Here is a 12,070-nt window from a genome sequence, read left to right as displayed (position 1 = left end):
ACGGGGGTGACATGAATCAGGACCAGATGGACGAGGATGCGCCGATCTTCGCGATCGCCGCGGCTGCGGAGCTGGCCGGCATGCACCCCCAGACCCTGCGCCAGTACGACCGCATGGGGTTGGTCGTCCCCGGACGCACGCGCGGCGGCTCGCGCCGGTACTCGGTCACCAACATCCGTCAGCTCCGCGAGGTGGCGCAGATGTCCGCCGAAGGCATGAGCCTGCCCGCCATCGCGCGCATCCTCGAGCTGGAGCAGTCGGTGCGGGCGCTGCGCCGCCAGGTGTCGCAGCTGCAGGCCCAGGCGCAGGCGGACGCGGAGACCCGACCCGGTGCGCGTGTGTTCGCCGCGGGCACCACCGGCTCGGTGATCACCCTGCGCGCCGGCCGACGAGTCCGCCGCGCGACCGAGGTCATGATCTGGCGCCCGCCGCACCTGCGCGAGAGCCACCTCGACGAAGACTGAACACGCGCACGTGGTCCGGTGAGGACGGTGCGGTGTCTGCGGCCGCTACGGACCGAGCGCGGCGCCAGATGAGGACGCCGTCGCGAGATGAGGGCCGAATCCGGGTTTCGGCGTGCCCCGCTGATAAGCCCTCCGCTCACGACAGCTCCGCCGTCGCGGCGTGTCAGACGCCTCATCGACGTCCGGGCTCAGGAAGTCACGCCGCCCGTTCTGACGGAGATGCCATCGGGACCCACTGCCGCGCGGGCGTCTCGGGGGATAAGAACAGCCCCGACGGCGTCGTCGCTCCCCGCGGGCGTGCCCGGACGGGTATCGTTGCGACACGATGAGGATCACGCGGCGTACTCTGCTGGTCAGCGCCGGAGCCGGTGTCCTGGGGGTGCTTCTAGCCTCCTGCACCCCGGAGCCGGCGCCCTCACCCACGCCCGATCCGTCGTCCACGACGCCCGCGCCGGAGCCCACCGCCCCGAGCTCGCTCGAGCCGTCGGCGTTCGTCCGTAGCGCGTGGTCGGAGGATCCGTTCTCCCTCGGCGCGGCCAGCTTCACGCCGGTGGGCGTGCAGCAGAGCGCCCGCACCGCCCTCGCCGCCCCCGTGATCGATCGTCTGTTCTTCGCGGGTGAGGCCACCGATGAGCAGGCACCCGGAACGATGTCCGCCGCCGTGCGGTCGGGTATCAGCGCTGCGGAGGCCCTGCTCGCCGCCTCCGCCAACGGTGACCGCGTCGCCATCGTCGGCGCAGGACTGGCGGGTGCCGCCGCGACCGCCCGTCTCGCCTCCAGCGGACTGGAGCTGACGGTCTTCGAGGCACGGGACCGGGTGGGCGGGCGTGTTCAGTCCCACGTCGACGATGACGAGTGGCCGGTGTCCGCGCAACTGGGTGGATGGCTGGTGGACGATGCCCTCGATGCCGTCATCGACCGGCCCGCGTCGCTCGACCTTCGCACCGCGGTCCTGTCCGGCGCCCTGTGGCGCTCCACCGAGGGCGATGACGTCGAGCCCGTCTCGGCGAAGCCGCTGACGGAGGCGATCACCGCCGCGCAGTCTCGCGTGACGGACGAGTCGCTCACCGAAGCGCTCACCGAAGGCGGGGCGGATCCCGACGACGCGGCTCTGCAGGCGCTGCTGGCCTACCTCTCGACGATGTCGGGCGCCGACGCCGATCAGGCATCGTCCTGGTTCCCGCCGGTGCTGCCGCCCATCGAGCGCACAGCCGTGCTCGGAGACCTCGCCGCGCTGTTCGAGGAGCTCCTCGACGGGGCGAAGGTCAGCGTGTCCTCGCCCGTGAGCCGTATCGCCTACGACGATGACGGTGTGAGCCTCGGCGTGGCCACGGGAGAGTCTCTCTCGTTCGATCGCGTGCTGGTGACGGTTCCCCTGGGCGTGCTGAAGACCGACGGCATCGAGTTCTCCCCCGCGCTGCCGTTCGCGCATCGCGGTGCCATCGCCGACCTCGGTATGGGCCTCATCGAGACCGTGTGGCTGCGCTTCGACGAGCCGGTGATCGAGACGGACGCCTCGCTCTGGCACGTGGTCGGCGGGGACGCCACGATCCGCACCTGGCTCAACCTCGCCCCGGCGACGGGCGAGAACATCCTGGTGGGTCTCGTCGGCGGGGCGGCCGCGGGTGAGTTCGCGAAGCTCGACGACGATGCAGCGAAAGCAGCCGCGCTGGCGTCACTGACGCCGTTCCTCGGGTCTACGCAGTCGCCGGCAGCCTGATCGTCAGACCGCCGCGCGCGGGTGTCCCGGCCGGTGCATCCGGCTGGCGAGCACGATGAGCGTTGCGATCAGCGCGAACATCGCGAGAGCGGCTGCGCACGTGATCAGGAACTCGGCGGGGCCGGAGACCTGACGCGGGTCGAGGAAATAGTACGGATACCAGCCGACGAACGGTCCGCGCCACAGCGTCACGCCGCCCCAGGCCAGCGGGAACGCGAGGGAGATCGGCACGATCCACCAGCTCACACCGCGATGGCCCGGGGTGAGGATCCACGCGAGAGCCGTGCAGGCGGGCAGCCAGAAGTGCAGCACCTGATCCGACCAGGGCACATCCACCCGGATGCCACGGATCCCGGCCTGCCAGACGATGAGCGCGAACGCGATGCCTGCCGTGATGGTCCACGTCAGCACCAGAGAGAGCGCAACGGTGAACCAGCGCGGGTCCGCCGGGCGCCGCAAGGCCAGGACAGCGCCGATGACGAGGACGGCCACCAGGGCGCAGTTGGACTGCACCGTGAGGTAGGCGAAGAAGTTGTCGCCCGCGGTGGTGTGCGAGCTCAGTCCCCAGAACAGGCGGTGCACCAGCGCGGTCAGGCACACGCCTGCGGCGGTCAGACGCAGCACGCCGAAGATCGTCCGTGCCCTCACTGTCCGCCGCCGCTCCTCTCCGCGCTCGTGAAACCCGCCATCCGGTGAGTTTACGGAGTCCGCGTCGACGGGTGGCGGTGCCTCGTCGGGCCGCGGCCGTCTCGGACGCGCCAGGGTCAGCCACGCTCAGCGAGCGGGAGAGGGACCTGCGTGCCGGAAACCGCCCGGCGCGCAGGTCGCTGCCGTGATGTCAGCGCGACTCGACGCGCGCGAGTCGCTTCCACCCGAGGATGACGGTGATGCCCGCGATGAGAGCGGCCCCCACGAACAGGACGGTCACCGGCCAGGTGGCCCCGCCGGCCGACAGCACGAGCCACGCGGCGAATGCCGGAACGGGGCCCGCGATGAGTGCGGCAGTGGGCTCGCGCACGATCACCACGGCGGACAGCCGGTGCGCGGGGTCGAACAGGGCCGTGAGGATGGCGCCCTGCGTCGAGTACATCGTGGCCAGACCCACGGAGATGCCGAGCACCATCGTCGCGATGATGACGAACTCGTTGCCCGTCGCGAACAGGGGGAAGGCGATGGCGCCGAAGACGATGAAGACACCGCAGCCGAACAGCCAGATCTGCCGTCGTCCGAGGCGATCGCCGAGCCAGCCCGCCAGGGGGACGACGGCGATGGCGAGTGTCGAAGACACGAGATTGGCCGCCAGGCCGAACGAGGCGGGCAGGCCCATCGATCCGGTCAGGTAGGAGAGGAGGTAGACCTGGGTGAGCGAGGAGAACGCCAGATACGGACCGTTGATCCCGAAGCCGATGAGGATCTCGCGCCACTGGTGACGGATGGCCTGGCCCAGCGGGAACCGCACCACCCGTCCCTGCTTGCGCAGCGCCGTGAACTCCTCCGTCTCGTGGATCCCGGTGCGCACCCACAGCCCGATCGCGACCGTCACGATGCTGAGGAGGAACGGCACACGCCAGCCCCAGCTGTGCAGAGCGTCCTCCGGAAGCAGCGCGATCAGGGCGAAGACGCCCGCCTGTTCACGGGCTCGCCCGACGCCGACAAGGCGCTGCGCGACACGTGGGTCAAGCCCAGCGGCAATGCGGACTTCGACCAGGTCATCTCCGCGTACTACGACGTGGTGGATTACGGTCAGTCGTTCGGATCCTCCCCGGCGGGACAGGAGATCCAGAACGAGCTGAACAACGCGATCACCGCGGCGCTGCTCGGCGACAAGACGCCGGAGCAGGCATTGGCCGATGCGCAGAAGGCGGCGATGCGCGCCTACGAGAACGCCACAGCGGGCTGAGGCGGCCCGGGAGCGCGCCACCGTCTTCGGGAGCGCGCTTGTCGTGGCCGAGGGAAATCGCACCTTCGAGGTACCTCGGCGGTGCGATTACCCTCGGCGAGGGGGATCAGGGCCTGCTCACTCCCGAAGCAGCCACCGGTGAGCCAGCGCGAGGCGCGTGGGGACTTCGCACCGCAGCATCGCCTGCGCAAGGTGCGCCTCCACGGCCTTCGCGCTGACACCGAGGACGTCGGCGATCACGGCGTTCGTGAGGCCCGTGCTCATCAGCTCGGTCACCGCCCGCTGCCGCGAGGTGAGCTCCGGAAGCGGGCGCCGCTCGCCGGTGGCACCGGCTGCCCAGAGCAGGGCGACGCGACCCGACGTCCCGAACGCGGACATCGCTCGCGTGAGGTGGCGGTGCACGGTGGAGCGCTCCAGATGTAGGCGGCCGGCGATGGCGTCCTCGCCATGCCCCGCGCGCAGGAGGTCGAGCACCTCGCACTCGCGCGGGGAGAGCGCGGCCCAGGCGGTCTGCGGCGGAGGAAGACGGCGACGGGCCGCCGACAGAACCCGCGCGGCCCGTACGCGCAGCGCATGCTCGCCGGCGGCATCGGCCGCGCGCACTTCGTCGCGAAGCAGGCGGGCCGCGGCCGGGAGGTCGGCATGAAGCAGCGCACGTGCCGCGATGATGCGTGCGTCCCCGTGTTCGAGGCGGCGCTGCGCTGCGCCGGCAAGCTCGGCGGACGCCTCCGCCACGAGCGCGGCATCGGCCGCGTCGCCGCGATGAAGCAGGATCCGTGCGCGCGTGCGCAGCAGCGTGGGAAGGGTCACCTCGGCCGTGCGGTCGAGCTCGGCGAGCAGCAGCTCGGAGCGGACGACGGCCCTCTCGTCGCCTCGGGTGATGGCGTCGGCGACGAGAAGATCGACCGCCATGGCACGGTCCGCACAGGCGAGCAGGCTGAGATCCCGGTGACCGCCGGCACGTCGGGCCAGCGCGGCGGCCGCAGACTCGTCGCCCGTGGCCGCGGCGCCGTAGGCAGCGAGCATCAGTGCGCCACGGCCCGCGAAGGAGGTCTCATCCAGCCCCAGTGCGAGGAGCGCATCGACGCACTGGCGGGCAGCACTCGTGTCGCCGGCGGTTGCGGCCACCATCGCCTCGCACGCCAGCGGCCATGCGGGCAGCCGGTGGCGGCGCCCCGCATCCTGCAGGCCGGCGAGCTGTGCGCGGGCCCGCTCAATCCGCCCCGCGAATGCGGCCACCCGCACCGGCACCCCGCGCAACGGCACCTCCAACGCGCTGTCACGCCAGCAGGAGGTGTCTTCCGGTGCCGGTGCGACAGCCTGCGCGACGTCGAGTCTGCCCATCATCAGTGCGCCGTCGGCGATGAAGCCGCGAGCCAGCACCGACACTTCTTCGTCTCCGTGCAGTTCGGCCACCACAGCAGGGGCGGCCTCCACCTCGGCCGATGCGGAGCCGGTTCCGCCCGCCGCCTGTGCCCACAGCGTGACGGCGAGGGCCAGTGCTCGCTGCTGGGAGTCCACAGCATCCGCGTAGGAGCGCCGGGCGAAGTGCGCGCAGGCTGCGTAGTCGGCGCTCCAGTACGCCGCGAAGGCGCGCAGCGCATCGGCGATCGGGCCGCGTTCGCCGGCGAGCACGGCGGCCGCCGCATCGGCGTCATCCGTGACGATCGCCTCTCCGGCGTCGGCGATCAGTGCGCGTCGATCCATGGCGCGACAGTATTCCCCCGGCAGTGCGCGGGTGCACGCATCGAGCCGGAGAAATTACCCCGATCCCCCATGGCGCCACCGCCTCCGCCTGAGGATCATGGCTGCAGTCACCCGCGAGAGGAGGGGCTCATGTCCAACAGGAGAACCGGTGCGCCGGTCATCCTCACCGCGATCGTCCTGCTGGCGGGATGTGCTTCCGGTACGGGCGGCGGTACGTCGCCGAGCGTCGCCGCCGCGGATCCCGCCGCGACTGCCGATCCCAGTACCGCCGCCGACCCCAGCACTGCCGCCGACCCCAGCACTGCCGCCGATGCGCCACCGGTGTTCACCGAGGACCTCTGCCCGCTCGTCGGCGCGGAGCGGCTGGCGGAGGTCTTCGGAGAGGCGGTCACCACCGAGCACCTCGTCGGTGTCTCGTGCCAGTACACGACCGCGAGCGGAGGCAGCGCGTCCCTCGCGGTGCAGGAGGGGACGGAGGGGACGTTCAACGAGGTGTCGTACGGCTCGCGCTCGCTGCTCACGGATCAGACGCCGCGGCCGCTGTCCGGCTTCACCGGTCAGGCGGTGGTGTTCGCCAGTACGGTGTCAGGAACAGAGTCGCCCATCGCCGCGGCCATCGTGGAGTTCCCGACCTATGTGGTCAGCACGACCGTGTCCGTCGCGGGTGATGTGGACACTCAGGCGCGGGTCGCGGAGGCGCTGCTGCGGGCCGGCCTGGACGCGGGGCTGGGCTGAGGACTCAGGCCGGCGGAAGGCGCAGCACGCCCGCGGACTCGCCCACCGTGAGGTCATCCACCAGACGCAGCTCGCGCGCCAGGGCATCCAGATCGCCGAGGATCGTGCGGAACCGGTTCGCATCGCCGGAGATCGCGGTGAGCTCCACCAGATGCGTTCCGAGGTCGAAGCTGTAGCCCACGAAGGGCGGACTGTCGCCGCCGGGTGCATCCATGACGAGGCGCTCGCCCACACCGAACGTGGGGTGGCGGAACGACTCGGTGTCGTCGTACTCCATCGGGCGCATCGCTCGCGCCGTGCGCGCCTGCGGGGTCGCCTCCTGCAGCGTCGCCATCGCGACGATCAGCTCGGGGTCTTCCTTCCACACCCACACCAGCACGCGGCCCGCCGCTTTGCGCATGAGCATCGGGGCCGCCTGGCTCATCGCCCACGCGGTGAAGCGACCACCACCGCGCTGCTCGATACCCATCGACCGGTTCACCTGGGCCATCAGCATGCGGATCGCCTGCTTGCGCTGGCGTCGTCCGCGCAGGCCGAACGACTCGGTGACGGGGACCCAGCGCGTGGCATCGGCTTCGGCGTACAGACGAGGCATGCAACACAGGCTAGGTGATCGATTCCTCCCCAGGCTGTGCGTCCCGTGCGGGTTGCGCCACCTGTACGTCTGCTCCCGGTCCGTGCACAGGTCAGCGGGTACAGTGGGGGGCGCGACTGCGGCCGCTCGACCGCAGAGAATAGGCGACCCCCACCCGTGACCGAATCCGCGCCCCCCGCACCCGAGGGCTCCGCTTCCGACGGCAACGCGCCCGCCAGCGCCGCACAGGCCCGCGACGGCGCCATCCGCACCGACCGTCCGCTGCGCATCGTCATGGGGGCGGACACGTTCTCGCCGGACATCAACGGCGCCGCGCGCTTCGCCGAGCGGCTGGCGGCCGGGCTCACCGAGCGCGGCCACGACGTGCATGTGATGGCACCGGCCACCGCCTACCGCAAGAGCGAGCCGCACCGCGAGACCATCGAAGGCGCCGAGCTCATGATGCATCGCCTGCCGTCGTTGCGGTGGCCCCCGCACGACTGGCTGCGCTTCGTCTGGCCGTGGCGCTCGCGCCACTATGCGCGTCAGGTGCTGGATTCCGTGAAGCCCGACGTGGTGCACATCCAGTCCCACATCGTCATCGGGCGCGGTCTCGCCCGCGAGGCCCGCAAGCGCGGCATCCCCGTGGTGGCGACGAACCACGTGATGGCCGAGAACATCCTCGACTTCACCACGCTGCCGCCGCTGCTGGACAAGATCTTCCTGAAGTTCGCGTGGGATGACGCGCGTCGCACGTTCGACATGACCCGCGCCGTCACCACCCCCACGCGGAAGGCTGCCGACTTCCTCGAGCGCACCACGGGCCTCACCGGAGTGATCCCCATCAGCTGCGGCATCGACCGGCGCTTCTACTCGCCCGATCTCACGCCGCGCGAGGAGAACCGGGTGCTCATCGTGGGCCGCCTGACTTCCGAGAAGCAGGTCGATGTCACCCTCCGGGCCATCGCGCGCCTGGATCCCGATCTGCACACGGTCGTGGACATCGTCGGTGGCGGCGATCAGCGCCACAACCTGGAAGCGCTGGTCACCGAGCTCGGTCTGCAAGACGTCGTCACGTTCCACGGTCATGCCAGTGATGAGGAGCTGCGCGCCCTGTACTCGCGAGCCAGCCTCTACGTGATCGCCTCGATCGCGGAGCTGCAGTCCATCTCGACGATGGAGGCGATGGCATCGGGGCTGCCCGTCGTCGCCGCTGACGCGATGGCTCTCCCGCACCTCGTGCACGATGGTGAGAACGGCTACCTGTTCCCTCCGGGAGATGTCGACGCCGTCCGCGAGCGGATCACACGGGTGCTGACGGCATCGCCCGAGGAGCGTCTGCGCATGCAGCAGGCGTCGCTCGACGGCGTGTCGATCCACGACATCAACCGCACCCTGGACACGTTCGAGGCGCTGTACCGCGGCGAGCCCATCCCGGAGTGACGATGCACATCGTCTTCTTCGGCGACCAGCACGTGGAGTCCTCGGGCGGCGCCCAGGTGTCGATGAGGTTGCAGCGTCAGTTCCTGGAGCGCGCGGGTCATACCGTGACGGTCGTCGCTCCGCGCATGCATGGGCGGGATTTCGGCGACCCCGCGTACGTGGAGACGCCGTCGATCCCCATCCAGCTCGATCGTGAGTACTCGATGACCTGGCCGGGTGCCCGTACGGACGCCTTCGTCGATCGAGCGCTCGCCGAGCGCCCCCCGGTGGATGTGGTGCACGTGCAGGCGGACTTCTGGGGGGCCTTCACCGGTCATCGGTTCGCCCGCCGGCACGGTCTTCCCGTCGTGCACACGATGCACAACCGCGTCGACGTGGGGATCCAGGCCGTGACGCCGCTTGCTCCCCTCGTGCTGGCCGCCCTGGTGCGATGGCAGCGGTGGATGCTCCCGGCGGGGCCGAGTCTCGGTCTGCGTGGCGCCACCCGCACGGGGACTGCGGACGCGGCCGAGGACCCGCGCGATGTCGCGGAGACCGGTCCCGGCGACGCTGTGCGCACTCACCTTGGCGGCGGTGCGGGAGCTGCTTCCACCCGCGAGTCCGCCGGGTGGCGCTTCCTCGCCGGCATCGCGGCGGGTTCCGCTGCTGTCACCGCCCCCTCGGCCCACTTTGCGCACCGGCTCGAGGAGCACGGTGTGTTCCGGCCGGTTGACGTGGTCTGGAACGGGATCGACGATGCGGTGCTGGATGTCGCCCTCGCCACTCGCGCCCCGCGTAAGGACGGCGTGCCGCGCTTCGTGTGGGTCGGCCGGATGAGTCCCGAGAAGCGTCTGCTGCCATTCCTGGAGGCCGTGGCCGAATCCGGAATGCGCGCCGAGGTCGACATCATCGGCGGGGGCGCGGAGCGCCGCGCAGCCGAGCGACTGGTGGCTCGTCGCTCGCCCCGGGCGGACGTCCGCTTCCTGGGCCGGCTGGCGTACCGTGACACGCTCGCTCGTCTCGCGGCCGCCGATGCCGTGGTGCAGACCTCCGTCGGTTTCGAGACGCAGGGCATGACGCCGTTCGAGGCGGCAGCGCTCGGAACGCCGGCGGTCGTGAGCGATCCTGATATCGCAGCGGAGCTGGAATCGGGGTTCTGGCCCGTGGCGGAGCCGCTGTCGACGTCCGCCTTGGCGCAGGCGCTGCGCAGCGCCGCCGACGACATCGACGCGGGGCGGGCGGTTGCCGTGAATCCGGAGATCGCCGAGCGCTTCCGGCAGTCGTCGCGCACGTCCGCGATGCTCGAGATTTACACCCGCGTCCTCTCGGCCTGAGCTCGTCCGCCGCGAGCAACCCGTCCGAGTCCGAGATGCCCGGCAACGCGGGGCCTCTCGGACGTCCTGGGGTTTTCACGGGGATCGCTGGGGTCAGGGGAGCCGACGCGGGTCGGTGCGGATTGCCCGGTACCCGTCACGGGGGAGCTCGCGCAGGGTGCGCACGGCGCCCCAGGCGGCGAGGGCGAGGACGATGAGGAGAATGGTCATGGCAGAAACGCTATGATCGTGCTTATCCCGTCACGAGTGGCTGGATAATCATCATTCGAACGAATTCTGCCAATGCGAGCGAGGAAGCATGAGCGAGTACATCCGACGCGTGGTCGCGCTGGTGGAGCCGGGTTTCACGCCCTTCGAGTTCGGCATCGCCTGCGAGGTCTTCGGCCTCGATCGCAGCGACGACGGGGTGCCCAGTTTCGACTTCCGGGTCGCCACGTCCGTTCCGGGGCCCGTGCGCAACAGCATCGGGCTGACCATGCAGATCGAGCACGGTCTCGATGTGGCCGAAGACGCCGACGTGCTCGTCGTGCTGCCGGTTCCCCGCGCGACCTGGGGCGATGCGCCTGCCGATGTGCTCGACGTGATCCGTGCCGCCGTCCGACGAGACGCCTGGGTGGTCGGAGTCTGCAGCGGATCATTCCGCATGGCTGCGGCCGGGGTCCTGGATGGTCTGCGCGCCACCACGCATTGGATGTACGCCGATGTGCTCGCTCAGATGCACCCGAGCATCGATGTGGATCCGGACGCCCTCTATGTGCAACAGGGGCGCATCATCACGAGCGCCGGAACCGCGGCCGGCATCGACGCCTGTCTGCACCTGCTGCGCCAGACGATCGGCGCGGAGCTCACGAACACCGTTGCCCGGCGCATGGTGGTCGCACCGCAGCGTGAGGGCGGTCAGGCGCAGTACATCTCCCGCCCGATCCCGCCATCGGCAGAGCTGTCCCTCGCGCCCGTCGCCGAGTGGGCCATCGACAACCTGCACGACGACATCAGCGTGGCCTCGCTCGCCGCCCGCGCACACATGTCTGATCGCACCTTCGCCCGCCGTTTCGTCGGCGAGTACGGCACAACGCCAGCCGCCTGGATCATCCGACAGCGCGTCGGTCTCGCCCAGCGACTGCTGGAGCAGACCGACGACGACATCGAGTCCGTCGCCACCCGAGCCGGCTTCGGCTCGGCCGCGGTGCTTCGTCAGAACTTCTCGCGCACCGTCGGCACGACACCCACCGCCTACCGCCGCCGCTTCTCCCGCCTCTGAAGTGAGCCGCCGGGGTGAGCCGGGGGCTGGGGTGAGCCGGGGGCTGGGGTGAGCGGGCGCTGGGGTGAGCGGGCGCTGGGGTGAGCGGGCGCTGGGGTGAGCGGGCGGTCGGTGTGCGTTGGCGGTCGGTGTGCGTTGACGTGTGGTGACCGGTCCCTGAGAGGGGGATGGTGCCTCGAAACGAGGGCTTTTCGTCGGAACAAGGACATATCAAGCCCTTTGGTCCTCGTTTCAACGCAATCTCCTCGTTTCGCGTCATTGCGTTCGTTCGTCACCGCTGTCTCCGATGGGGTGTCTTGCCTGCGGCGTCGTCGTTGTCTGCACTCGGCGTCATTGTGCGCACCCGGCGTCACGATCCTGGTCGGGGAGGAGGGGTTCGTCGGGCGTCATTGTCTTGGTCGGGCTCATTGTCTTGGTCGGGCTCGGGGTCTTGGTCGGGCTCTGGCGGATCGAGCGGCGGCCCGACAGGTGGGCGTGCCCATCGGCGAGCACGCAGCTTTCGAACGGCGCAAGCATCCACGGGAGCCGACGGACTTCGGCTGGCTGCTGTGGCGTGGCTTCGTGTCGCCAAACGAGGAGATGTCGTCGAGATGAGGATCGAGCGGGCGTTTTGGTCCTGGTTTCGGGTGAATGTCCTCATTTGGTGCACCGGCGGTGGCGGCGTCGTGGCGGCGGCGTGGTTGGCGTTGGTCAGCAGGGAAGTAGCGGGTGCGGGCGGGAGACCGGCGCGGACGTGAGCGGAGTGCGAGGGTTGGCGTCGGTGTCGTCACGTCGCAAGCGCGGAATGGGTTGGCAAATGCGGTGCTTGTTGCGGCCGGTGCAGGGTTCGTGCAGTGGACGACGAGGTTGTGTCGCCAAACGAGGAGATGTCGTCGAGATGAGGATCGATCGGGCGTTTTGGTCCTGGTTTCGGGTGAATGTCCTCATTTGGTGCACTATCGGCGGCGGCGGCG

11 protein-coding genes are annotated in these 12,070 nt (G+C 70.2%); 7 read left to right on the top strand and 4 right to left on the bottom strand.

Translation table 11 applies throughout. The features are described from left to right. Positions 1–11: 11 nt before the first annotated feature. Together ACIQJ5_RS16315 and ACIQJ5_RS16310 are read left to right on the top strand one after the other, a co-directional pair. Positions 12–464: a heat shock protein transcriptional repressor HspR gene (locus ACIQJ5_RS16315; protein WP_231092440.1), complete on the top strand. Its 453-nt coding sequence runs from the start codon at positions 12–14 to the stop codon at positions 462–464. Between the two features lie 325 nt (positions 465–789). Then, positions 790–2,184 carry an FAD-dependent oxidoreductase gene (locus tag ACIQJ5_RS16310; RefSeq protein ID WP_402845382.1) on the top strand — a complete coding sequence of 465 codons (1,395 nt, stop codon included), beginning with the start codon at positions 790–792 and terminating at the stop codon, positions 2,182–2,184. A 3-nt stretch (positions 2,185–2,187) separates the two neighbouring features. Here ACIQJ5_RS16310 and ACIQJ5_RS16305 read toward each other — a convergent pair whose 3' ends face one another. Continuing rightward, on the bottom strand, positions 2,188–2,832 hold the full coding sequence (locus ACIQJ5_RS16305; RefSeq protein ID WP_231092438.1) for a Pr6Pr family membrane protein: 645 nt from the start codon (positions 2,830–2,832) through the stop codon (positions 2,188–2,190). A 190-nt stretch (positions 2,833–3,022) separates the two neighbouring features. Further along, on the bottom strand, positions 3,023–3,748 hold the full coding sequence (locus tag ACIQJ5_RS16300; RefSeq protein WP_402845380.1) for an MFS transporter: 726 nt from the start codon (positions 3,746–3,748) through the stop codon (positions 3,023–3,025). Between the two features lie 15 nt (positions 3,749–3,763). Here ACIQJ5_RS16300 and ACIQJ5_RS16295 point away from each other — a divergent pair, with 15 nt between their 5' ends. Then, positions 3,764–4,084 (top strand): hypothetical protein, encoded by a 321-nt coding sequence (locus ACIQJ5_RS16295; RefSeq protein ID WP_402845378.1) that lies wholly within the window; start codon positions 3,764–3,766, stop codon positions 4,082–4,084. A gap of 117 nt (positions 4,085–4,201) precedes the next feature. On the opposite strand, the gene ACIQJ5_RS16290 is transcribed toward ACIQJ5_RS16295, so the two are convergent. Next, positions 4,202–5,791, bottom strand: a complete 1,590-nt coding sequence (locus tag ACIQJ5_RS16290; RefSeq protein WP_402845376.1) for a LuxR C-terminal-related transcriptional regulator — start codon at positions 5,789–5,791, stop codon at positions 4,202–4,204. A 129-nt stretch (positions 5,792–5,920) separates the two neighbouring features. On the opposite strand from ACIQJ5_RS16290, the gene ACIQJ5_RS16285 reads away from it, so the two are divergent. After that, a complete protein-coding gene (locus ACIQJ5_RS16285) occupies positions 5,921–6,526 on the top strand; it encodes a hypothetical protein (RefSeq protein WP_402845375.1) in 606 nt (201 codons plus the stop codon). 4 nt (positions 6,527–6,530) lie between these two features. On the opposite strand, the gene ACIQJ5_RS16280 is transcribed toward ACIQJ5_RS16285, so the two are convergent. Further along, complete coding sequence (locus ACIQJ5_RS16280; protein WP_231092431.1) at positions 6,531–7,121, bottom strand: hypothetical protein; 591 nt, start codon at positions 7,119–7,121, stop codon at positions 6,531–6,533. A gap of 273 nt (positions 7,122–7,394) precedes the next feature. On the opposite strand from ACIQJ5_RS16280, the gene ACIQJ5_RS16275 reads away from it, so the two are divergent. The 3 genes from ACIQJ5_RS16275 to ACIQJ5_RS16265 all read left to right on the top strand — a co-directional run bounded on the left by ACIQJ5_RS16275 (position 7,395) and on the right by ACIQJ5_RS16265 (position 11,117). Then, positions 7,395–8,543: a glycosyltransferase gene (locus ACIQJ5_RS16275; protein ID WP_231092571.1), complete on the top strand. Its 1,149-nt coding sequence runs from the start codon at positions 7,395–7,397 to the stop codon at positions 8,541–8,543. 2 nt (positions 8,544–8,545) lie between these two features. Then, positions 8,546–9,856, top strand: coding sequence for a glycosyltransferase (locus ACIQJ5_RS16270; protein ID WP_402845485.1), 1,311 nt, complete (start codon positions 8,546–8,548; stop codon positions 9,854–9,856). A 298-nt stretch (positions 9,857–10,154) separates the two neighbouring features. Continuing rightward, complete coding sequence (locus ACIQJ5_RS16265) at positions 10,155–11,117, top strand: GlxA family transcriptional regulator (RefSeq protein ID WP_231092430.1); 963 nt, start codon at positions 10,155–10,157, stop codon at positions 11,115–11,117. The last annotated feature ends 953 nt before the right edge of the window (positions 11,118–12,070 follow it).

Origin of the sequence: Microbacterium sp. GXS0129 (assembly GCF_044769785.1) — a bacterium.
GTDB classification, from domain to species: domain Bacteria; phylum Actinomycetota; class Actinomycetes; order Actinomycetales; family Microbacteriaceae; genus Microbacterium; species Microbacterium nymphoidis.
This window is presented reverse-complemented; position numbering and strand designations above follow the sequence as displayed.

Coding starts and splice junctions, on each gene's coding strand:
- ACIQJ5_RS16280 (WP_231092431.1), bottom strand. CDS start 7,121: ATGCCTCGTCTGTACGCCGAAGCCGATGCCACGCGCTGGGTCCCCGTC.
- ACIQJ5_RS16265 (WP_231092430.1), top strand. CDS start 10,155: ATGAGCGAGTACATCCGACGCGTGGTCGCGCTGGTGGAGCCGGGTTTC.
- ACIQJ5_RS16290 (WP_402845376.1), bottom strand. CDS start 5,791: ATGGATCGACGCGCACTGATCGCCGACGCCGGAGAGGCGATCGTCACG.
- ACIQJ5_RS16275 (WP_231092571.1), top strand. CDS start 7,395: ATGGGGGCGGACACGTTCTCGCCGGACATCAACGGCGCCGCGCGCTTC.
- ACIQJ5_RS16310 (WP_402845382.1), top strand. CDS start 790: ATGAGGATCACGCGGCGTACTCTGCTGGTCAGCGCCGGAGCCGGTGTC.
- ACIQJ5_RS16270 (WP_402845485.1), top strand. CDS start 8,546: ATGCACATCGTCTTCTTCGGCGACCAGCACGTGGAGTCCTCGGGCGGC.
- ACIQJ5_RS16285 (WP_402845375.1), top strand. CDS start 5,921: ATGTCCAACAGGAGAACCGGTGCGCCGGTCATCCTCACCGCGATCGTC.
- ACIQJ5_RS16315 (WP_231092440.1), top strand. CDS start 12: ATGAATCAGGACCAGATGGACGAGGATGCGCCGATCTTCGCGATCGCC.